Origin of the sequence: Mesorhizobium sp. 2RAF45, from assembly GCF_052115225.1 — a bacterium.
Taxonomy (GTDB): domain Bacteria; phylum Pseudomonadota; class Alphaproteobacteria; order Rhizobiales; family Rhizobiaceae; genus Mesorhizobium; species Mesorhizobium jarvisii.
This window is the reverse complement of sequence record NZ_JBFRGG010000003.1, coordinates 581,472-603,375: the sequence shown is the minus strand read 5'-3', so window position 1 is coordinate 603,375 and position 21,904 is coordinate 581,472. Positions and strand designations below refer to the sequence as shown.

At 64.1% G+C, this 21,904-nt stretch carries 19 protein-coding genes and 1 tRNA gene; 9 read left to right on the top strand and 11 right to left on the bottom strand.

Annotation, left to right across the window (positions count from 1 at the left end):
- The 5 genes from AB4Z43_RS12315 to ssuD all read right to left on the bottom strand — a co-directional run bounded on the left by AB4Z43_RS12315 (position 1) and on the right by ssuD (position 5,845).
- A complete protein-coding gene (locus tag AB4Z43_RS12315; RefSeq protein WP_441937627.1) occupies positions 1–900 on the bottom strand; it encodes a branched-chain amino acid ABC transporter permease in 900 nt (299 codons plus the stop codon).
- Positions 897–1,823: an ABC transporter ATP-binding protein gene (locus tag AB4Z43_RS12310; RefSeq protein ID WP_441937625.1), complete on the bottom strand. Its 927-nt coding sequence runs from the start codon at positions 1,821–1,823 to the stop codon at positions 897–899. Before AB4Z43_RS12310 ends, AB4Z43_RS12315 begins: the two co-directional genes overlap by 4 nt.
- Positions 1,824–1,946: 123 nt before the next feature.
- The gene (gene sfnG, locus AB4Z43_RS12305; RefSeq protein WP_064984414.1) at positions 1,947–3,050 is read right to left on the bottom strand and encodes a dimethylsulfone monooxygenase SfnG; all 1,104 of its coding nucleotides are present in this window, start codon (positions 3,048–3,050) and stop codon (positions 1,947–1,949) included.
- 165 nt (positions 3,051–3,215) lie between these two features.
- Entirely contained in the window at positions 3,216–4,676 is a 1,461-nt protein-coding gene (locus AB4Z43_RS12300; protein WP_441937623.1) for an FAD/NAD(P)-binding protein, read from the bottom strand.
- A complete protein-coding gene (gene ssuD / locus AB4Z43_RS12295) occupies positions 4,673–5,845 on the bottom strand; it encodes an FMNH2-dependent alkanesulfonate monooxygenase (protein WP_441937621.1) in 1,173 nt (390 codons plus the stop codon). The genes AB4Z43_RS12300 and ssuD overlap by 4 nt, the downstream gene beginning before the upstream one ends.
- 725 nt (positions 5,846–6,570) lie before the next feature.
- Between ssuD and AB4Z43_RS12290 the strand changes: the two genes are divergently transcribed.
- Complete coding sequence (locus AB4Z43_RS12290) at positions 6,571–6,822, top strand: hypothetical protein (protein WP_441937619.1); 252 nt, start codon at positions 6,571–6,573, stop codon at positions 6,820–6,822.
- A gap of 494 nt (positions 6,823–7,316) precedes the next feature.
- Here AB4Z43_RS12290 and AB4Z43_RS12285 read toward each other — a convergent pair.
- Together AB4Z43_RS12285 and AB4Z43_RS12280 are read right to left on the bottom strand one after the other, a co-directional pair.
- Positions 7,317–7,392: transfer RNA gene (locus AB4Z43_RS12285), tRNA-Ala, on the bottom strand.
- A 172-nt stretch (positions 7,393–7,564) separates the two neighbouring features.
- Positions 7,565–7,951 carry a TIGR02300 family protein gene (locus tag AB4Z43_RS12280; protein ID WP_027047671.1) on the bottom strand — a complete coding sequence of 129 codons (387 nt, stop codon included), beginning with the start codon at positions 7,949–7,951 and terminating at the stop codon, positions 7,565–7,567.
- Positions 7,952–8,157: 206 nt separating this feature from the next.
- Here AB4Z43_RS12280 and aroA point away from each other — a divergent pair, with 206 nt between their 5' ends.
- From aroA to AB4Z43_RS12260, 4 genes are all read left to right on the top strand, one after another.
- A complete protein-coding gene (gene aroA / locus AB4Z43_RS12275; RefSeq protein ID WP_069090822.1) occupies positions 8,158–9,516 on the top strand; it encodes a 3-phosphoshikimate 1-carboxyvinyltransferase in 1,359 nt (452 codons plus the stop codon).
- Positions 9,517–9,595: 79 nt separating this feature from the next.
- Entirely contained in the window at positions 9,596–10,246 is a 651-nt protein-coding gene (cmk, locus tag AB4Z43_RS12270; protein ID WP_019862791.1) for a (d)CMP kinase, read from the top strand.
- Between the two features lie 209 nt (positions 10,247–10,455).
- A complete protein-coding gene (rpsA, locus tag AB4Z43_RS12265; RefSeq protein WP_010913037.1) occupies positions 10,456–12,153 on the top strand; it encodes a 30S ribosomal protein S1 in 1,698 nt (565 codons plus the stop codon).
- Positions 12,154–12,287: 134 nt separating this feature from the next.
- A complete protein-coding gene (locus tag AB4Z43_RS12260) occupies positions 12,288–14,153 on the top strand; it encodes a hypothetical protein (protein ID WP_441937616.1) in 1,866 nt (621 codons plus the stop codon).
- Here AB4Z43_RS12260 and AB4Z43_RS12255 read toward each other — a convergent pair.
- The 4 genes from AB4Z43_RS12255 to AB4Z43_RS12240 all read right to left on the bottom strand — a co-directional run bounded on the left by AB4Z43_RS12255 (position 14,138) and on the right by AB4Z43_RS12240 (position 18,276).
- Positions 14,138–14,845 (bottom strand): SDR family NAD(P)-dependent oxidoreductase, encoded by a 708-nt coding sequence (locus tag AB4Z43_RS12255; protein ID WP_019862788.1) that lies wholly within the window; start codon positions 14,843–14,845, stop codon positions 14,138–14,140. The two genes, AB4Z43_RS12260 and AB4Z43_RS12255, sit on opposite strands and share 16 nt — an antisense overlap.
- 238 nt (positions 14,846–15,083) lie before the next feature.
- On the bottom strand, positions 15,084–16,664 hold the full coding sequence (locus AB4Z43_RS12250; RefSeq protein WP_441937614.1) for a 5-guanidino-2-oxopentanoate decarboxylase: 1,581 nt from the start codon (positions 16,662–16,664) through the stop codon (positions 15,084–15,086).
- Positions 16,665–16,756: 92 nt separating this feature from the next.
- Complete coding sequence (locus AB4Z43_RS12245; protein WP_064984407.1) at positions 16,757–17,407, bottom strand: TetR family transcriptional regulator C-terminal domain-containing protein; 651 nt, start codon at positions 17,405–17,407, stop codon at positions 16,757–16,759.
- Positions 17,404–18,276 (bottom strand): dimethylarginine dimethylaminohydrolase family protein, encoded by an 873-nt coding sequence (locus AB4Z43_RS12240; RefSeq protein ID WP_019862785.1) that lies wholly within the window; start codon positions 18,274–18,276, stop codon positions 17,404–17,406. Before AB4Z43_RS12240 ends, AB4Z43_RS12245 begins: the two co-directional genes overlap by 4 nt.
- A 214-nt stretch (positions 18,277–18,490) precedes the next feature.
- Between AB4Z43_RS12240 and AB4Z43_RS12235 the strand changes: the two genes are divergently transcribed.
- From AB4Z43_RS12235 to AB4Z43_RS12220, 4 genes are all read left to right on the top strand, one after another.
- On the top strand, positions 18,491–19,306 hold the full coding sequence (locus AB4Z43_RS12235; RefSeq protein WP_019862784.1) for an ABC transporter ATP-binding protein: 816 nt from the start codon (positions 18,491–18,493) through the stop codon (positions 19,304–19,306).
- 54 nt (positions 19,307–19,360) lie between these two features.
- Positions 19,361–20,158 carry a transporter substrate-binding domain-containing protein gene (locus AB4Z43_RS12230; RefSeq protein WP_010913030.1) on the top strand — a complete coding sequence of 266 codons (798 nt, stop codon included), beginning with the start codon at positions 19,361–19,363 and terminating at the stop codon, positions 20,156–20,158.
- A gap of 206 nt (positions 20,159–20,364) precedes the next feature.
- Positions 20,365–21,030 (top strand): ABC transporter permease, encoded by a 666-nt coding sequence (locus tag AB4Z43_RS12225; protein WP_441937611.1) that lies wholly within the window; start codon positions 20,365–20,367, stop codon positions 21,028–21,030.
- Positions 21,030–21,839, top strand: a complete 810-nt coding sequence (locus AB4Z43_RS12220; RefSeq protein ID WP_064984701.1) for an ABC transporter permease — start codon at positions 21,030–21,032, stop codon at positions 21,837–21,839. Before AB4Z43_RS12225 ends, AB4Z43_RS12220 begins: the two co-directional genes overlap by 1 nt.
- Positions 21,840–21,904 lie beyond the last annotated feature (65 nt).

Here is a 21,904-nt window from a genome sequence, read left to right as displayed (position 1 = left end):
TCAGACCCTTTCCACGAGCTTCTGGCCGAACACGCCGGAGGGGCGAATGAGCAGGAAGACCAGCGCCACGACATAGGCGAACCAGCTCTCGATGCCGCCGCCGAAATAGTCGCCGATATAGACCTCGGCGAGTTTCTCGCTGGCGCCGATCAAGAGGCCGCCGACGATGGCGCCGAGAATGGAATCGAAGCCGCCAAGCACCAGCACCGGCAGCGCCTTGAGCACCACCAGCGACAGGGAGAACTGCACGCCGAGGCGGGCGCCCCAGAGCAGACCCGCGACCAGCGCGACCAGGCCGGCGGCGGCCCAGACGGTCGCCCAGATCAGCGGCAGCCTGAGGCCGACAGCCAGGGCGGCGAACTGGTCGTCGGCAACGGCGCGGAAGGAGAGCCCGATGCGGGTGTAGCGGAAGAACAGCGACAGCAGCAGAACCATGCCGGCGGCCACCACCGCCGCGAAGATGTCGAACTGGCTGATCAGCACGCCGCCGACTTCCAGCGGCACATCCTCGATGCCGAGGTCGAGGCCGTGGACCTGCGTGCCCCAGATCAGCTGGGCAGCGCCCTCGATGATGTAGGACAGGCCGAGCGTCGCCATGAACAGCGTGATCGGCGGCTTGTTGGTGAGTGGCCTGAGCACTGTGCGCTCGATGGCGATGCCGATCGCCACCATAATGGCGAAGGTGGCCACCAGCGCCAGCGCGAAGGGAACGCCGCGCTCGACCAGGCTGACGAAGGTGAGTGCCGCAAACAAGAGCAGCGCGCCTTGCGCGAAATTGAGCACGCCTGATGTCTTGTAGATCAGCACGAAGCCGATCGCGACCAGCGAGTACATGACGCCGGAGAGCAGGCCGCCGACGAGCACTTCGATGAAGAACTGGTAGTCGAAATCGGCGATCATATGCCTGCCCCGTCCTCATTGTCGGAGGCGACGCCGAGATAGGCATCGATAACGCGCTGATCGTTCCTGACTTCGTCGGGCGTGGCGTCAGCGATCTTGCGGCCGTAGTCGAGAACGGCGATGCGGTCGGACAGGCCCATGACGACACCGACATCATGCTCGATCAGCACGACCGTGGTGGCGAAGCGGTCGCGCGCGGCACGCACGAAACTTGCCATCTCGCTCTTCTCGCTTGCGGTCATGCCGGCCATCGGTTCGTCGAGCAGAAGCAGGCGCGGCTCAGCGACCAGCGCGCGGGCCAGTTCGACCCGCTTCTGCAGCCCGTAAGGCAGCGTGCCTGCGAGGCGATCGCGAACCGCCGTGAGGTCGAGGAATTCGAGGATTTGGTCGGCGCGGCTCAGGGAGTCGCGCTGTTCGCCACGCGAGCGGCCGATGCCGAGCACCTGCCCGGCAAAATTGGAGCGGACCTTGTAGGCGAGGCCGGAGGCGACATTGTCGAGGACGCTGAGGCCCTTGAACAGAGCAAGGTTCTGAAACGTCCTGGCGACGCCGAGATGCGCCAGCCGCTGCGTCGGCACCTGACCATAACGGACGCCATCGAGCAGGACATGGCCGCGATCCGCCCGGTAGACGCCGCTGATGACGTTGATCAGCGAACTCTTGCCGGCGCCGTTCGGGCCGATGATGGCGCGAATCTCGCCGGGGCGCACCGACAGGTCGATATCGGCCAGCGCGACGACGCCGCCGAACGACAGGCCGATGCCCTGCAGTGAAAGCAACGGAGCGGCGGCATCCGCGATCGACCCTGCCGGCACGATGCCAACGGCGGACGGCTGGGGCGTTGACGGCAGGCCGCGCGCAAAGACTTCCGGCGCGTAGACCGAGGCGTCCATCATTCCAAGGGCATAGCTGGCCAACGGCATTCCAATCGTCCTCGATTGCTTCAGCAGGCGCACGAACCCTCATCGCCGCCCGATCGATCGAGCGCGCTTGGGAACCTTCATTGGTGTGCAGGCCGGACTGATCGGCCTGCGTTTTGAAAAGGGTTATTCCGCTGCCAGCGATGCAGCCTGCTCGGCATTTTCCAGCTCGCGAACGAGCGGGATGACATGCTTGCCGAAATACTCGACCTCTTCCTGGAAGTGCAGGAAGCCGAGCAGGATGAGATCGGCGCCGGCGCGCTTGAGATCGACGATGCGCTCGGCGACCTGCCTTGGCGTGCCGATCAGGTTCGAACGGAAGCCGTCATTGTACTGGACCAGATCGTCGAAGGAGGATTTTGCCCAGTTGCCCTCGCCTTCCGGCGAGGCCTTGCCGGCATTCTTGACCTCGTGGCCGAAGGCGTTGACCGCTTCGGGGTTGGCCTTGGCGATGATTTCGGCGAGCACCGCCTTGGCCTCGTCCTCCGTCTCGCGGACGATGGCGAAGGCGTTGACGCCAACCTTGACCGAATGGTTGTTGGCCTTCGCCTTGGCCCTGATGTCATCCACCTGCTTGGCGATTTCGGCCGGCGTGTTGCCGTTGGTGAAGTACCAGTCCGAGACACGCGAGGCCATGTCGCGCGCGGCACGCGACGAGCCACCCTGGAAGATTTCCGGCAAAGGCTGTGGCGGCTTCGGCTTCAGTGAATATTCGTTGAAGCGGTAGAAATCGCCGCGGAAGGTGAAGCTGTCCTGCGTCCATATTCCACGCAAGGCGCGGATGAATTCCTCGGAGCGGCGGTAGCGCTCGTCATGGTCGAGCCAGTGCTCGCCGATGGCGTGGAACTCGCCGCGGAACCAGCCGGAGACGAGGTTGATGGCGACGCGGCCATTGGTCAGGTAGCTGATGGTGGCGAGCTGCTTTGCGGCCAGCGCCGGATTCCACGGCCCGGGCAGGATCGCCGCGATGACCTTCAGCGTCGTGGTGGCCGCCAGCAGATCATGGCTGAAGGCAACCGATTCATGCTGTTCGTCGGCGCCGTAGCCGGCGGTGAAACGGATCTGGCTCAGCGCATAGTCGAAGCCGGCCTTCTCCGCGATCTGCGCCAGCTTGCGGTTATATTCGGCCGAATGGTTGGTGCGCTGCTCGATGTTGGAAATCACCAGGCCGCCCGAAACATTCGGCACCCAGTAGGCGAACTTGACCGCGTCGGTTGCTGCGTGTGCCATGAACTGTCTCCCCTTCAGGCCGTGTCGTTGATCGGTCCGGCGTGGCCGGATCTCACCGATATTTATTATGTCTACTGATTATATATACAAAGTAGGATTTTCCGTTTTTGGCGGCCACTTGGGACGGAAATACCAATTTTGCCCGGCCAGGCCGGCTTCAGCTTGTCAGCGCACGGTCGCAACGTCGCTGGCATTGGCGCCAACCGCCTGGACGGACGGAAACCCGTCGACCAGCCTTGCGATCTCGGTCGCGACCATCTGGGCATGGCGGGCGACCTCCGGCAGGCCCATGAGTTCGCCGAAGGTGCCCCGCGCCAACGGACCGGCGACAAAGAGCCCGGCGACCGCCTCGCCATCCCGGCCGATGGCGCGGCTGTCGAGATTTGTCTCAATGCCGAGTCCGTAGGCGTCGACCCTAATCAAACCGGCCTCGGCCAGGGAGCGCAGCGCCGGATTGAGCTGAAGCGCCCGCCCATGGGCAGGCCCCGTCGTGTTGATGACGGCATCGAAGCGGGCCGTCTCGATCCGTGTCTGGCCGCGGCGCTGAAAGCTGACCGCGAGGTTCTCGCCCTCGTCGTTCGACGCGACAAGCCTGGCGGCAATGGTGTCGAACGTGCCGGCGGCCTTGCGGCGGTCGAGCACGGAAGCAATTTGCGGCGCGATCCTGAAGCGATGGACGTCCCAGAACACGCGCAGCCGGCGGACCAGCCTTGCGCGTTCCGGCGGAGCAAGGGCGGCCCACAGAACCGGCCCCTGCAGGCGCAACTGGTCGAAGACGGACTGCCAGTTGACATTGGCCTCGCGCGCCGCCGCCAGCGTGGCGCGGATTTTGCGAAGCATACCGAGCGCCGATGTGGCCGGCGCCGATGCGAAATCGCCAAAGGGTTCGCCCCGGACATCAGGATGGCCGCGCGAGCGCAGTCCGCGGCGTGACAGCGCCAGGACGCGGCCGCGATGACCGCGGCGATCGAGTTCCGCGACCATGTCGGCCGAGGTCAGCCCGGAGCCGACGATCAACACGGAAGCGTCCGGCTCGATCCTGGCAAGTGCCGACGCTGCGTAGGGATCGGCGACAAAACCCGGCGCTTCGGCCAGGGAAGCAAGCGCTGCCGGGATTGCGGGAGCAGGATGCGTGGCGGCGAGGACGACGATGTCGGCGATGACAGGTCCGGCGGAGGTCTGCACAGCCCAGCCCGCGCCATTAGCTTCGCGTGTCACGCCTGTGGCGAGACCGCCGACATGACAGACCGCGCCTGAAGCCAGATAGGGCGCGAGGTGCTCGGCGACATAGCGGCCGAACACCCGCCGGCGCGGATAGGCGTCGCCATTCTTCCAGATCGCGTCCGCATCACGCTCGAGTTCGCCGGAGCCGGCCAGCCAGCGGGCAAAATGCTGCGGGTCGTCGGGAGCGATGCTCATTCTGACGGCCGGCACATTGACCCGGTGCGACGGCTCTTCGCTGGAATAGGCCAGGCCGCCGCCGACCGTGGGGCGTGGCTCGATCACCGAGATCGACAGGCGCTCCGGCCGATGCGCCCGCGCCAGATGCCAGGCCAGCGCCGCGCCGGAAAAGCCGCCGCCGATGATGGCGACGCGCAGTCGGCTGACCGGAGGCAGCGCGTTCACGAGGCGCTGGCGAGCGACTTCGGCCGATGGTCGCCGGCGATGGTCTCGCCGAACGGGCCGGTGTTGACGGATGCGCCGGGGGCTTTGACCGGATGATCGGTTGGCAATTTCGGCAGCACCAGTTCGCCAAAACGATAGGCTTCTTCCAGATGCGGGTAGCCGGACAGAATGAAGGTGTCGATGCCGAGGCGCCGGTACTCATCGATGCGCTCGGCGATGGTGTCGGGGTCGCCGACCAGGGCTGTCCCCGCGCCGCCGCGCACCAGGCCGACACCGGCCCACAGATTGGGGGCGATCTCGAGCTTGGCGCGATCGCCGCCATGCAGCGCGCTCATCCGCGCCTGGCCGACCGAATCCATGCGGGCAAAGACCTTCTGGGCCGAAGCAATGGTCGCGTCATCGAGGCGGCTGATCAGCCGGTCGGCGGCGGCCCAGGCCTCCTCGGTGGTTTCGCGTGCGATGACATGCAGGCGAATGCCGAAGGAGAGTTTTCGGCCTGCCTTTTCGGCCAGATCACGCACGGCGTCCAGCTTGCGCTCGACATCGGCGGGCGGTTCGCCCCAGGTCAGATATTTGTCGATCTCCTGCGCCGCCACTGTCGACCCGGCATCGGACGAGCCGCCAAAATAGAGCGGCGGATAGGGCGTCTGCACGGGCGGGAACAGCAGCCTCCCATCCTCGATGTGGAAATGCTTGCCCTGGTGCTCGACCGTCTCACCGCTCAGCACGCGCTTGTAGATCCGCAGGAATTCCTGCGTCACCTCGTAGCGCTCGGCATGCGACAGGAAAATGCCATCACCCTTGTTCTCAAGCGGATCGCCGCCGGTGACGACATTGATCAGCAGGCGGCCATTGGAGATGCGGTCGAGCGTCGCCGTCATACGCGCGGCGAGCGTCGGCGACTGCAAGCCGGGCCGCACGGCGACCAGGAAACGCAGCCGCTCGGTCAGCGGCACCAGCGCCGAGGCGATCACCCAGGAATCCTCGCACGACCGGCCGGTCGGCAGCAGCGCGCCGTAATAGCCCAGCGTGTCGGCGGCCTTCGCCACTTGCGTCAGGTAGGGCAGATCGACCGATCGGCCGCCCTCAGCGGTGCCGAGATAGCGGCTGTCGCCATGTGTCGGTAGAAACCAGAGGACCTTGATGCGGTCCGGAACGTCGCCGGTCATGGCCTGCCTCCCGCGAGCCGGTGGCGATGGCGGACTCTTCCTGGCGGGGTTGAGAGCGAGCGCAAAGAGGCGGGCATGGCGGAATCCTGTCCGGGAAACAGATCGTCCGCACTTTGCTTATTCTATAAACTCTGTAGAGTTAGTTTATTCCAAATCCGCGGTTAAAATTGGAAATTCCCTTCGATCGATCGAACCCGCGCCTGATCCTCGGCGGGCTCGCTGGCGTCAGGCCCTGGCGGATTGGAGAACCCTGCTTGGCGGCTTTCCGTTGCAGCGCATCGGGCGCCTGGAGGTGGCTCAAGCCGAGAAATGATGACTGGGAAAGTCACATGCATTCCGGACTTCGAAGGCATGCGGGCTAGGAGCAACCGAGAACTGCTGGAAGCCGACGTTCGATCGAGGTGAAGGCGCTATCGATTGCCCTCCGGACACGTGATCGGGCGTCCCGACAGTCGGAGGGGGCGGCGGCCGAAACTCGCGCTGGCGAGGTTCGCTCCGTCCCTTCCGACCCCTAGGTGCATATTAGCCACAGGTAATGTTAATCAGCTATCCGGTCTTGCAATCGTCGGCATAGGTGTCCCTTAATGGGTCACCGTGTCTGGCACCGTCATTGCACTGTCGGCAATGCCGGCGACATCTCTCACCCAGCAATCGGGGGGCAGATGGGGGGCCCCGCCGCTTCGCAAATGGAGCGGCGGGCTATCGACAACGGGGGGCGGGCAATCATGTATTTTCCGCAATTTTTGGTGGGGATGTTCACCACGTCGGCCGTAGTGGCGATCTGGGCCGAAATGGAAACCGGATCTGTCGGCAAAGCGCTCGTTTGGACCGTCCTCACGCTGATGATGCTGCAGGTTGGATATTTCCTGTTGGCATTTGGGCTTTTCTATAAGCGCTCGACGGAAAGCACCGATACAGAACCGGACACTGCTCATCGGCCCGTCCGTCGAGACGGTAGCGTCTCATCGGGCCGATGATGACCGACAAGCCGGCCGCAACCTACTGCGAGCATGACGCCGCCTACGGGCAATTCCAGGAAAAGTGTGAGCGGTTTTCCGTCTGGAATTGCGTCAAAACAAAGAGTTAGAGCGGTTCGCCGTTTCCATGAAACGGTGAAACGCTCTAAGGGCGAAGTGATGGAGTGGCCAGCGCCCCGTCAAGCCAAAGCTATTTGGCCGTCATCTGCTTGCGCCATCCCAAGGTCTGTCGAACGATCCCGACCATACACCGCGCTTGGTTGCCGCGCATTTGCACGACGAAGTGAAGCTTCCGTACCAAGAGCAGTCCTAAAGGCTTGCGGTGCTGGTGAAACTTGAGGCTCGGTCGCGGCTTTCCCGCTTTTTCCTGTCAGTCCGCCGCGCAAACTTGGTCTCGGAGTCGAAAAACGCTCCTGGCCGTGCCCCGGCAGGTTTCCGAATGGCAGCCCTGGACACGCAAACGGCAAATAACTTGAAAACATTGGGAGACTGTTTGGTGGAGCCAATCGGAATCGAACCGACGACCTCTTGAATGCCATTCAAGCGCTCTCCCAACTGAGCTATGGCCCCACTCCCGGCAGTCAGCCGGCGCCGTTTCCGGCGAAGAGATCAGCGCGGGTTGGAACACCGCGCCGTTAGTGCAGGCGGCTTCTAACCCCGCCTTTCTCAGATATCAAGCCTTGATGAGCGGCTTTTTGTTCACAGGCCGAGAAAGCCTGCAAACGCTTACGTTTCAGGCCTGTCAGACCTCGTCGTCGTCGTCGCCGACGCCGATCATGTCGGCAACGTCGTCGTCTTCTTCCTCTTCGTCGGCGAGGAAAGTGTCATCCTCATCGTCGCCGAGGTCGACGTCCTCGTCATCGCCGAGATCGGGCAGGTCGTCGCCCTTGACGTCGTCGTCGGCCTCTTCGAGCGAGACGACTTCAACGCCCTCTTCGTCCTCGGCGTCCACTTCCTTCTCGGCCACTTCCTCTTCCTCCTCGAGGGCGGCGATCTTGCCTTCCTCGAAATAGGAACGCGGATAGGTCTTGCCGGTGTAGGGCGAGACAATCGGGTCCTTGTTCAGGTCGTAGAATTTTCGACCCGTCTCGGGGTCGATACGCTTTGTGCCAAGTTCGGTTTTTGCCACGGCAAGCCTCGTCAATAAAAGAGTGGTCCCCTTAACCACTGTTTGCGGCGCTGTCAAAGCCAAAAGCCGGCGTCACAAAACCAAGTCCTGAAAGGCCTCGCGGCAAGTGACGACCATGGGGATGACCATTTCGCCTCGCCGTGATACGAGACCGCCGCAACAAATGAAAAGCGCCGGCTCGCCGGCATTCCGTCCAGGGAAATTCCATGTCTCACGCCGCCGCTGCCAAGCCGGCCACCGCCCGCAAATCTCAAGCCCTTTCCGGCACCGCGCGCGTGCCGGGCGACAAGTCGATCTCGCACCGCTCCTTCATGTTCGGCGGCCTCGCCTCCGGCGAAACCCGCATCACCGGCCTGCTCGAGGGCGAGGACGTGATGCGCACAGGCGCGGCCATGAAGGCGATGGGCGCGCATATCGAAAAGCGCGGCGCCGAATGGGTGATCCGCGGCACCGGCAACGGCGCGCTGCTGCAGCCGGAAGGCCCGCTCGACTTCGGCAATGCCGGCACCGGCTCGCGGCTCACCATGGGTCTCGTCGGCACCTATGACATGGAAACCACCTTCATCGGCGACGCCTCGCTGTCGGGCCGGCCGATGGGCCGCGTGCTGGAACCGCTGCGCCAGATGGGCGTGCAGGTGCTGAAGGCGACGCCCGGCGACCGCATGCCGATCACGCTGCATGGCCCCAAGCACGCCGCCCCGATCACCTACCGGGTGCCGATGGCCTCCGCGCAGGTGAAGTCGGCGGTATTGCTCGCCGGCCTCAACACGCCAGGCATCACCACCGTCATCGAACCGGTGATGACGCGTGACCACACCGAAAAGATGCTCAAAGGCTTCGGCGCCAATCTGTCGGTCGAGACCGACGAGCGCGGCGTGCGCCATATCTTCATCGAGGGCCAAGGCAAGCTGACCGGCCAGACGATCGCCGTGCCCGGCGACCCGTCCTCTGCCGGCTTCCCGCTGGTCGCCGCGCTGATCGTGCCGGGCTCGGACATCGTGATCGAAAACGTGCTGATGAACCCGACCCGCACCGGCTTGCTGCTGACGCTGCAGGAAATGGGCGGCCAGATCGACATCTTGAACCCACGCAATGCCGGCGGCGAGGACGTCGCCGATCTGCGCGTGCGTTATTCCGAACTCAAGGGCGTCACCGTGCCGCCGGAGCGGGCACCGTCGATGATCGACGAGTACCCGGTGCTGGCTGTCGCCGCCAGCTTCGCCGAGGGCGAGACGCTGATGCAGGGGCTGGAAGAATTGCGCGTGAAGGAATCCGACCGGCTGTCGGCCGTCGCCAACGGGCTGAAGCTCAACGGCGTCGACTGCAACGAGGGCGAGGCGTCGCTTGCCGTGCGCGGCAGGCCGGGCGGCAAGGGCCTCGGCGGCCATCCCAACGGCCTGGATACGACGGTGCAGACACATCTCGACCACCGCATCGCCATGAGCTTTCTGGTCATGGGGCTGGCGACGGAAAAGCCTGTCACCATCGACGACCAGGCGATGATCGCGACGAGCTTTCCGGAGTTCATGGGACTGATGACGGGGCTCGGGGCGGAGATCGGGTGACGGTCATGGCAACCAACAGCCGCGGCACTTTGGCAGGCGGCGAAGGATCTCGGCGCCCAACCCTTTCGTTGGCCAGCCAATGACTCACGTCTTCACCATTGCCATAGACGGCCCTGCCGGTGCAGGCAAAGGCACACTCGCCCGGCGTCTCGCCGACCACTACCGGCTGAACCTGCTCGACACCGGCCTCACCTATCGGGCGGTCGCCTATGCATTGCTTCAGCATGCGCTGCCGCTCGACAATGTCTCGGCGGCCGAGACCGCGGCGCGCCAGGTCGATATGGCAAAGCTCGACCGGGCGGTGCTGTCGGCGCATGCCATCGGCGAGGCCGCCTCGAAAGTTGCGGTGTATCCGACGGTGCGGCGCATTCTCGTGGAAAAGCAGCGCGCCTTCGCCAGGACGCCGCCGGGCGCGGTGCTGGACGGGCGCGACATCGGCACGGTCGTGTGCCCTGATGCCGACATCAAACTCTATGTGACGGCGAGCGCGGAGGTACGCGCCAAGCGCCGGCTGGCAGAGATCGAAAGCATCGGCGGCACCGCCAATTTCGCCGAAATCCTCGCCGATATCATGCGCCGCGACGAGCGCGACATGGGCCGTGCCGACTCGCCCTTGAAGCCGGCCGCCGACGCGCACTTGCTAGATACCAGCGAAATGGCTATAGAAGCCGCGTTTCTCGCGGCCATGGCGATCGTTGACGACGTGCTGGCCAGGAGAAACAACGCCTGATCCGGGTTTTCTCCCGCGTTTCCGTTGCCGGAAGCGCAGAAAATACCCATATCGGGCACTAACCAGCCTGCCAGCATTCTTCATGCGCCGAAATTGCCGCTTAAAATGCGGCCCAGGGCTTTTTTAAGTCCGGAACGCCGGCAGGCCAACGCAACGCTAACCCACGGCGCCCGTCCCGCTCAGAGATGCGGGGCACTCCAGGAGAAACAATGTCAGCTGCAAATCCCACTCGCGACGATTTCGCGAGCCTGCTCGAAGAATCATTCACTACCGGCCATTCCGGCGAAGGTCAGGTCGTCAAGGGCACGATCACCGCGATCGAAAAGGACATGGCCATCATCGACGTCGGCCTCAAGGTCGAAGGCCGCGTGCCGCTGAAGGAATTCGGCGTCAAGGGCAAGGACACCACCCTCAAGGTCGGTGACACCGTCGAAGTTTATGTCGAGCGCATCGAGAACGCGCTTGGCGAAGCGATGCTTTCCCGCGAGAAGGCCCGCCGCGAAGAGAGCTGGGTCCGTCTCGAAGAGAAGTTCACCAAGGGTGAGCGCGTCGAAGGCGTCATCTTCAACCAGGTCAAGGGCGGCTTCACCGTCGACCTCGACGGCGCCGTGGCCTTCCTGCCGCGCAGCCAGGTCGATATCCGCCCGATCCGCGACGTCTCCCCGCTGATGCACAACCCGCAGCCCTTCGAGATCCTCAAGATGGATCGCCGCCGCGGCAACATCGTGGTGTCGCGCCGCACCGTGCTCGAGGAGAGCCGCGCCGAACAGCGTTCGGAAATCGTGCAGAACCTCGAAGAAGGCCAGGTTGTCGAAGGCGTCGTCAAGAACATCACCGACTACGGTGCGTTCGTCGACCTCGGCGGCATCGACGGCCTGCTGCATGTCACCGACATGGCCTGGCGCCGCGTCAATCATCCGACCGAAATTCTCAACATCGGTCAGACGGTCAAGGTGCAGATCATCCGCATCAACCAGGAAACCCACCGTATCTCGCTCGGCATGAAGCAGCTCGAGAGCGATCCGTGGTCCGAGATCGGCACCAAGTTCCCGATCGGCAAGAAGATCAAAGGCACCGTCACCAACATCACCGACTACGGCGCGTTCGTCGAGCTGGAGCCGGGCATCGAAGGTCTCATCCACGTTTCGGAAATGTCGTGGACCAAGAAGAACGTGCATCCCGGCAAGATCCTGTCGACGACCCAGGAAGTCGACGTGGTGGTGCTCGAGGTCGATCCGGCCAAGCGCCGCATCTCGCTCGGCCTCAAGCAGACGCTCGAGAACCCGTGGGAAGCCTTCGCGCGCAACCATCCGGTCGGCAGCCAGGTCGAGGGCGAGGTCAAGAACAAGACCGAGTTCGGCCTGTTCATCGGTCTGGAAGGCGACGTGGACGGCATGGTGCACCTCTCCGACCTCGACTGGACCCGTCCGGGCGAGCAGGTCATCGAAGAGTACAATCGCGGCGACATGGTCAAGGCGCAGGTGCTCGACGTCGACATCGAGAAGGAGCGCATCTCGCTCGGCATCAAGCAGCTGGCCCGCGACACGGTCGGCGAAGCAGCGACTTCCGGAGAACTGCGCAAGAACGCCGTGGTCACCTGTGAAGTCATCGGCGTCAAGGATGGCGGTCTGGAAGTGCGGCTGGTCGACAGCGGCATCGAGACCTTCATCAAGCGCTCCGATCTGAGCCGTGACCGCGACGAGCAGCGCCCAGAGCGCTTCACCGTCGGCCAGAAGGTCGATGCCCGCGTCATCGCCTTCGACAAGAAGACCCGCAAGCTGCAGGTCTCGATCAAGGCGCTGGAAATCGCCGAAGAGAAGGAGGCGGTCGCCCAGTACGGCTCGACCGACTCCGGCGCTTCGCTGGGCGATATCCTGGGTGCCGCGCTGAAGAAGCAGGGCAACTAAGGCGTCAGCCATCGACAGCACGCCTCGCGTGCGGCCTTACAAAAAAGACCCGCCGGAGCGATCCGGCGGGTCTTTTTCTTTACGAGAACATAAACTTCATCGCGTATTTGCCGGTGGTCCAACGGAATACTTCCATGAGCACTGGCGCCAATCGTGCCGCTGCGCAGCCTTCGGGGTTGCTGCGCCTTTACACCAGCTCGCCTGTCCTGTTCTGCTTTTGCGCGATGGCGATCCTGACGACCGCTCTGTGGTCTCTGGGCTTCCAGCTCAACAATGACGCGGACGATCTCCTCAAGCTGCACGAAATCCGTACTTTGCTTGAAACGGGCAATATCTTCGACCGCACGCTGCCCGGCATCGTCCAGCCAGAGCCCTATGTCTCACACTGGCCGTGGATCGTGGACTTGCCCTACGCCGCCTTCGCGCGCCTGTTGGCGCCGTTTTCCGGCTTCGAGCCGGCTCTGACGCTGGCAAGCTTTGCCGTCCCGCTGCTGCTGTTGGCGCCCGCGCTCTATTTCTACAATCGGCTGGTGACAGCCATCGGCTTTGCCTACCCGGCCGTTGCATTGCCGTTGGCTTTGATCTTTGCCGCGCGCAGCTTTTTCGAATTCGCCCCGGGACGGATCGACTATCACAATCTGCAGATCCTGCTTCTGCTGGCGGCGCTGGTTTTGATGATGTCGCAGAACCGCCTTTCGGCCTTCGTCAACGGGCTGCTGACGGCCCTGGCAATCGCCGTCAGCGCCGAATTCGCGCCGTTCTACGCCCTGGTGATGGCGGTCTATGCCTTCGACTGGATCTTCGACCGCGAGGGCGGCCAAAACAGGATCATCGGTTTCGGGCTGACCTTGACCGCCGGTGCAATCGGCCTGTTCGCGGCGATCGTGCCGCCTTCTGCCTATGCCGCGGTCAGATGCGACACCTATTCGACGCCGCATGTCACGGCATTGGTCGCGGCCGGGCTCTCGTTCGCCTTCGTGCCCTTGCTTGCCGGCCGGCGTGGAGGGTGGCCGATGCGAACAGCAATCCTACTGGTGTTCGCGGCGGCCAGCGCGGCGGTGCTGGCGGGGTTGTTCCCGCAATGCCTGGCCAGCCCCTATGCCTCGATCGACGCCTATGTCCGCGACAACATGATCAACAGAATTCTCCAGGAATTGAGCCTGTTTCGGCGCCCTGATGTCGTCCTGTCGACGGGTTTTCTCAGCATGGCGCTGCTGTTTATCGGCGCGCTCACGCCAGCCGTGATCTGCGCCAGGCCGGAAGGTCGAAGCCGGCCTGTCGTCATATTGGCGCTGTTCTCGCTGCTCTCGCTGGCGCTTGCGATCGGTTATGTCCGCTACTACCGCTACCTGCCGATCTTCTCCGGCATCGGCCTCATCTTCGCCCTGGCGAGCCTCCTGCCGAGTGCGGGGCTGGGTCGCTATTTGAAATCTCCGGTGCCGGCGGCATCGCACAGATACGCATTGATCCTGCCCGGTCTGGTTTTGTCCGGAGCAATGGTGCTGTACCACCTGTCGGTGAAACCGGCGCAAGCGGCGGTTCCCGCCGCCGAACTCGCCGACGGCTGCTATTCCAGCCCTTTTGAACCGGAACAGGGTTGGCCCTCTGGCGCCGTCGTTCTTTCTCCCCCGCTGATCGGCTCACGTTTCGTCGCCCTCGCCGAGGGCCCCAAGGTGGTGACGATCCCCAACCATCCATCGGCCAAGGGCATCGAGCGCAGCTATCGTTTCCTCGATCCGGCGACCGCCGACCCCCGCGCGATACTCGATGCGTCCAAGGCAACGCATGTCGCGATTTGCGCCTGGCGAGGCCCGCCATTGCCGGGACTGGAAGCCGCCTATCCATTCGCGGCGGGCCTGATTGAAGGCCGGCCGCCGGCATGGTTGCGGGAGTGCCCGACGAAAGCTTCATCGCCGCTGCGCATCTACAGCTATCGCAATGCCGATGGATCGGATGCCGCGTGCCCGACTTCGACGCTCGCCGCTCAGGCCCGGCCGTAGAGCGGCACCAGCGTTCCGCTCATCGCCTGGTTGGCCGGCGAGGCGAGATAGGCGATGGCTTCGGCCGCTGCTTCCAGGCTGACCCATTTGCTGAAATCGGCATCCGGCATGTCGGCGCGGTTTGCCGGCGTGTCGAGCGTCGACGGGGCCACGGCATTGACCAGGATGCCCTTGGCCTTGAGTTCTTCGGCCATCGCCACCGTCATGGCCGCGACCGCCGCCTTGCTGGCGGTGTAGGCGACCATGCCGGCGCCGCGCCTGGGGTCGAGCCCGGCGCGCGCGGTGACGTTGACGATGCGGCCTGATGTGCCCGACGCCAGCATCGATCGGATCGCCGCGCGGCTGCACAGGAAGGTAGTGCGGGCGTTAGTGTCCATCATCTCGGCAAAGGATGCCGATTCGATCTTTTCCACCGGCGCCATGGTGAAGCCGCCGGCGAGATGGATCGATCCCCACAAGGCAGGAACCTGGGCATAGAAGGCTTCGACCTTGGCGGAGTCCGACAGGTCGACATTGTGCGCCAGCTTGACGTTGTCGTGGGCGGTGAAAGGAAATTGCTGGGGTGCCGCGGCGTGTGCGTTCGGCACGTGGCAGATGGCGCCCTGTTCCAGCAGCCGGCCAACCACCGCACCGCCGAGAGCGCCGGTCCCACCGGTCACAACGATATGCCTGCCTTGAAGTGTTTCCGTCATCCTGGACCGCTCCTGTCGTGTTTTTATGATTGTGTCGCTTGTTGTGCCGCCCCGACGCGAAGCGTCGCGCCTTTCGGGCGATCACTCAATTGATATCTCGACATGGCAGCCGTCGCGTCTTTGCATGCGTCACAACGCATATTATGGCAATAGCGTCAGCCATGCGGCCGTTGCGGTACAACAGGCGAGCCGACGAATGGTCCGATGCAGACGAGAGATCAACGCTGGGCTGAAGCCTTCAATCGACGGTGATTTCGATGACGCAAGGCAATCCGGTTGCCCGGGCGCGCTTCAGGGCCTGCGGCAAGGCGCCGATATCGGCGAGCCGTTCTGCTGATATGCCATAGGCTTCGGCCAGCTTGCAGAAATCCGGCGGCGCCGGCGAGACCCCAACGGGCTCGACGCCGACATCGAGCATCGAGGTCTCGATCTCGCGATAGCCCCTGTTGTTCCAGACCACGAAGATGACCGGCGCCTTTGCATCGAGCGCCGCGCCAAGTTCGGGTAAGGTGAACTGGAAGCCGCCATCGCCGGTCAGGCAGACAACCGGCGCATCGGGCACGGCAAGTGCGGCGCCGATTGCCGCCGGCGGGCCGTAACCAAGCGCGCCGAAGCCGGTGGCGGCGTTGAACCAGCCGCCTGGCCGGTCGTGATCGTAATAGAGGTTGGCGGCGTAGACCGGCTGCGTCGAATCGCCGACGACGATGGCGCCCGGCAAGGCATCGCGGATCATCTCCACGGCATGCACCTGCGCCAGATAGGCCGGGCTCAGCTCGGCGGATGCCGCCTTGCGTGCGGCGGCGGCGCGCGCCTCGCCGCCGGACGCGGCAGGATGAGTGGGGCCGATCGCGGCGAGCAAGGCTTCAATCGCCTCGGTGCAGTCGGCCTGGATGCCGACCGTCACCGGGCGGCGTGCGAGCTGGTCGGCGCCGATGTCGATGCGAATCAGGTTGGATGGCAGCACAAAGCCGCCGTCGCCATAGCCGTCATAGTCGGTCGGGCCGAATTCGGTGCCGGCGGCAATCACCAGATCGGCCTCGGCCATCAGCGCCCGAACCGCCCTCAGGCTTGGGCTTGCCGGCACGCAGAGCGGGTGGCGGTGCAGCAGGCCGCGCGCATTGGTGGTCTCGACGACCGGCGCGCCCAGTGTCTCGGCCAGGCGCCGCAGCGCCATCTCGGCCCGCTTGGCGCCGCCTCCGGCCAGGATCAGCGGGCGGCGCGCGGCGGCGATGAGTTTGGCAGCACTGGCAATGGCCGCGCCATCCGGTGCCGGCGGTGCCGCATTGCTCAACAACGCCGAAATGTCGTCGGCCGGCTCGACCATGACATCGGTCGGGATCTCGATGTGCACCGGACCCGGCCGCGACGATGAAAACAGCGCGAAGGCCTGCGCCAGCGCGTCAGGCAATTCGCTTGCCTCGGTGACGCGCCGCGACAACAGCGCCACCTTTTCCATCATGCCGCGCTGGTCCGGGAGCTCATGCAGGAAGCCCAGCCCCTTGCCCAGCGTCGGCATTGCGTTGACGCCTGATATGACCAGCATCGGCACCGAATCGGCGCGCGCCTGGCCCATGGCGGTGATGGTGTTGGTCAGCCCCGGTCCGGTGATGACGAAGGCGACCCCTGGTCTGCCGCTGGCTCGGGCATAGCCGTCGGCCATGAAGCCGGCGCCCTGTTCATGGCGCGGCGTGACATGGCGGATCTTCGAGCGCGCCAGGCCACGGTAGAGCTCGACCGTGTGGACGCCGGGAATGCCGAAGACGGTATCGACGCCGTGCGCTTCGAGCAGCATGATCAGGGCTTCGCCTAGTGTTGTCATTGATTGTCTTCCCTTAGAGCCGATCACTGTTCGGAAACAGTGATCGGCTCGGTCCTTTGTTTTCAACGCAATTCCGGACGGAAAACCGCATCTTACTTTTCCTGGAATTGCTTTAGCGGCGCGAGGCCCAGTTCGGCCTCGACAGTCTTGATGCCGATCGCCGCCAATTCGCCGGGCGAGAACATCTCGCCGGCCAGGCAGCCTTCTATCCAGAGCCCGTCGATGATTGCATTGATCGCGATGGCATGGTGGCGCAACTGGCTTGCGTCCGGCTCGCGCCGTTCGGCGGCGAGCACCTCGGCCACAACGGCTTCCACCTCGTTGCGAAAGCCAAGGTAGCCTTCGCGGTGGGCGCGAGCCAGGCTTGGATCCGCACCGGCGCGGCCGATGAAGGTTGCCCAGAGCGAAAACACTCGCGCGTCGATGATCGGCACGTTGAGGTTGGCGGTAACGAAAGCCGCAAGGCGCTGGCGCGGCGAGGCATCTTCCATGGCCAACGCCGCTTTCGCCTGCTCGGTCATGCGGCCCATGAGGGCAGCATAGGCTTCCTGCAGCAATTCTTCCTTGCCGGGAAAATAGTGCCGGATCAGCCCGGCGGTGACGCCGGCGCGCAATGCGATGGTGCGCAAGGTGGCGCCCTGCAGACCACGTTCCGCCACGCTGTCCAGAGTTGCCTCGATCAAATCCTGCCGCCGCCGCTCCTCGCCCTCGCGACGGAACCTGCGGCGGGATGGCGCATTCATTGGCGCAGAATCGGCCGCGTCAGGCATGTCGGCCCGCCTTCACAGGCGATGCAGAGCGCATCGGCCTCGAAGATTTCGACCGTGCAGCCGGCGGCTTCCATCGCGGCCTTGGTCTTGGGAAAGCCTGCGACGGCAATGACCTGGAGCGGATTGGTCGGCAGCACGTTCAGGCTGAGGCCGTTGGAAGCCGCGAACTCTTCGGCATCGCCTTCGACCAGACGGATGCCGCGCGCCTTCAGCATCTGATAGAACGGGGCCGGCAAAAGCGGTGAATAGACCAAAGCAAGGTCATCGGCCAGCGGGCTGATCACCGACATCAGATGCAGGCAGGCCTCTTCGCCCTGCCACAACGGAAGGTCAAAGCCGTAGACCGATACGCCCAGCGGCGTCAGCAGGTTGGAGATCTGCTGGATGCCTTCCTGGTTGGAACGGACACCGCGCCCGATCACCAGCGTGCGCGCATCCAGCCAGACACAGTCACCGCCTTCGACCTGGCCTGGGGCCTCGACGCGGCCGAGGATCGGAATGCCCAGTCTCCTGTAGGTCTCCTCATGCAGCGAAGGCTCCCGGGCGCGCAACGGCTTGCCCATGGACAGAATCAGTGCGCCGCGGTTGGTCATCAGCGATGGGTCGTGCGTGAACACCGAGTCCGAAAGTCCGTCGGCCTTGTCCTCGATCCATTCGATTTCGGCGCCGGAGGCCGCCACCAGTTCAGCAAGGGCCGCGTGCTGCGATGCCGCTTTCGCTGGATTGAATCCCGGGCCATAGTGCCAGGCGGCTCTGTCGGCGTCGCGCATCGCGTTGGCCGCCGACCGCATCAGCACGCGTCGCAGCGGCGCTGCCATGGATTGTGATCCGAAAGCGCTCATCGAAGCCCTTTTTTTGCTGAAAAAAACCGAGAAAATTTCATGGAGGGCTATTTATACACTTGCGCAACAAGCTCGCAAGTGCCGTAATGGGCGGGATTGACGGGCTCGCGCCGTTGGGTCCATGCTGAAATCTGGAGCGGGGCAGTACAGCGTATATGTTGATTGGCCGGATAGACGTTCGACGAACTGCCGCCGACGATGCAGAGGCCAGCCGGTGAGCGCGGTGGAAGCTGCCGCAGTCTCATCCGGCAAGGCGCAGAGTGGCGCTGCCGAAGCAATCCATGTCGAAAACCTGCACAAGAAATTCGGCCAGCTGCATGTGCTGAAGGGCGTGTCGCTGTCGGCGCGCGATGGCGAGGTGATCGCCATCATCGGCGGCTCGGGCTCGGGCAAATCGACGCTGCTGCGCTGCATCAACTGCCTGGAAAATCCGACCAGCGGCATCATCCGTGTCAATGGCGAGGAGATCAAGCTCAAGGCGGACAGCCATGGCCACACCGTTCCGGCCGACCGCAGGCAGATCGAGCGCATCCGCTCCAAGCTCGGCATGGTGTTCCAGAACTTCAACCTGTGGAGCCACATGACGCTGATCGAAAACGTCATCGAGGTTCCCGTGCATGTGCTCGGTGTCAAGCGCGACGAGGCAATCGCCCAGGCCGAAAAACTGCTGGCGCGCGTCGGGCTTGCCGAAAAGCGCGACGTCTATCCGGCCTATCTTTCAGGCGGCCAGCAGCAGCGCGCCGCAATTGCCCGCGCGCTCGCCATCAATCCGCGCGTCATGCTGTTCGACGAGCCGACCTCGGCGCTCGACCCCGAACTGGTCGGCGAGGTGCTGAAGGTTATCGGCGATCTGGCGCGCGAAGGCCGCACCATGGTGCTGGTCACCCATGAGATGAAGTTCGCCCGCGAGGTCGCGACCCATGTCGTCTATCTCTACAACGGGCTCGTCGAGGAAGAAGGCCCGCCGGAGCAGATCTTCGGCGCGCCGAAATCCGAAAGGCTCAAGCAGTTCATCCGCAACATCGGCTAGGGACAGGCCGAGACGGAAGAAAACCGGGAACCAACAACAAACTGGGAGTTTGAAATGAAGACTGTTCTGAAGACATTCGCCGCGGCACTGCTGCTCGGCGTCGCCGCCATGGGCGTGGCCAAGGCCGATCCGGTCAAGATCGGCGTCGCCGCCGAGCCCTATCCGCCCTTCACCTCGCCGGATGCCTCGGGAAAATGGGTCGGCTGGGAAATCGACTTCATCGACGCCGTGTGCGCCGAGGAGAAACTCGACTGCGTCATCACGCCTGTTGCCTGGGACGGTATCATCCCGGCGCTGACCACCAAGAAGATCGACCTCATCGTCTCGTCGATGTCGATCACCGACGAGCGCAAGAAGACGATCGACTTCTCGGACAAGTACTACAACACGCCGACGGCGATTATCGGACCGAAGGACCAGAAGTTCGGCGCCACGCCTGACGACCTGAAGGGCAAGGTGGTCGGCGTCCAGGTGTCGACCGTGCACGCCGTCTACGCCAAGAAGCACTTCGGCTCCACGGCTTCCGAAATCAAGGAATACCAGACCCAGGACGAAGCCAACCAGGATCTCGCCGCCGGCCGCCTCGATGCGGTGCAGGCCGATTCCATCGCGCTTGGCGAATTCCTGAAGTCCGACCAGGGCAAGGCCTGTTGCGACCTGAAGGGCATGGTGGCTCCGGACGACGAGGTGCTCGGACCGGGCGTCGGCGCCGGCGTGCGCAAGGAAGACACCGACCTGAAGGAAAAGATCAACGCCGGCATCAAGGCGATCCGCTCCAACGGCAAGTATGACGAGATCTCGAAGAAATACTTCGATTTCGACATTTACGGCGGCTCGACGCAGTCGAACTGACGCCCCTCCGCATGAGCCGGAGGGCATGACGCCAACGTCGTGCCCTCCGGCCTATCCTTCCCACGCATGCCTGCCGCCGGCCGCTGGCGTCGGCAGAGAGAGCCAGCAATCCGGGGGCAAAGCTGATCGACGCGCTTCTTCCGGCCTCGGCGGCCGGTATCATCGAACTCCTCTCGCCCGCGCCCGTCGGCTGGGGCGGCACACTTATGCTCGGGTTGTTGCATTCGCTCGAGATTGCCGTCGGCGCCACGATCGTCGGCCTGGTCATCGGAATCTGCGGCGCCTATGGCAAGCTCTATGGCGGGCCTGTGGTGCGCGACCTGCTCGCGGTCTACACCACCGTGGTGCGCGCCGTGCCGGAACTGGTGCTGATCCTGCTGCTCTACTATGCCGGCACCGACCTGATAAACCAGGTGCTGACCGCGATCGGTTACCAGCGTGTCGATATTAGCGGGCTGGTGGCCGGCATAGCCGTGCTCGGCTTCTGCCAGGGCGCCTATTCGACGGAGGTCATGCGCGGCGCGATCCTGGCCATCCCGCAAGGCCAGATCGAAGCCGCCCGCGCCTTCGGCATGTCTCCCGGCCTTCTCTTGCGGCGCATCACGTTGCCGGCGATGCTGCCCTTTGCCATTCCGGGTCTCGCCAATCTGTGGCTGATCGCGACGAAGGACACCGCGCTGCTGGCCGTCGTCGGCTTCTTCGAGCTGACGCTGGCGACTCGGCAGGCAGCAGGCGTCACCAAGGCCTATCTGATATTCTATCTCGCCGCCGGCGTTCTCTATCTGGCGGTGACGCTGTTTTCGAACTTCCTGCTTGGCCGCGCCGAGAAATGGGCGCGGCGGGGCATGCCTTCGGTCAAGGAGGCACGCTGATGGCGGGCGAAGCGGCCATCATCAACACGGCGGCGCGCGCCTCGCTCTGGCTGCAGCCGCACCGCATCGTCCTCATCCTGATCGCGCTGGGGCTGGTGCTGTCGGCCGCCTTTTTCATGCGCTGGGACTGGCTGCCGCAATATTGGGAAATGGGCCTGATGGGCATCTGGCGGGCCCTGTGGATCCTGGCCGTCACCTGCGCGCTCGGCTTCCTGATCGCCGTGCCGGTCGGGCTGGCGCAGGCCGCCGGTTCGATCTGGGTCGCGGCGCCGGCGAAAGTCTTCTGCACCATCATCCGCGGCACGCCGCTGCTTCTGCAACTGTGGCTGCTCTATTACGGGCTGGGCTCGCTGTTCCCTCAATATCCATGGATCCGCGACTCCTGGATGTGGCCCTATCTTAGGCAGGCATGGCCGTACGGCGTTCTGGCTCTCACCCTGTCCTTCGCCGGTTACGAGGGCGAAGTGATGCGCGGCGCCTTTGCCGGCGTGCCCAAGGGACAGTTGGAAGCCGCCCGCGCCTTCGGCATGAGCCGCTGGAAGATCCTCCGGCGCATCTGGCTGCCGCAGGCCTTCTACCGGGCGCTGCCGACGTTGACCGGCGAGACCGTGCTGCAGTTGAAGTCGACGCCGCTGGTGGCGACGATCAGCGTGATCGATATCTTCGCCGTCGCCGGTAAGGTGCGGCAGGACACCTACCTCACCTACGAACCCTTGCTGCTGCTGGCGTTGATCTATATGGCGATCACCGGCATTCTGGTCCTGGCTCTCAGCCGGATCGAGGCGCGGATTCCGGTCAAGGTCGGCTAGAGGCGCACCGATCGCGCAGACGGCAACGATGGAGATATCCGCCGCTTTTCTTGCAGGTGCGGACG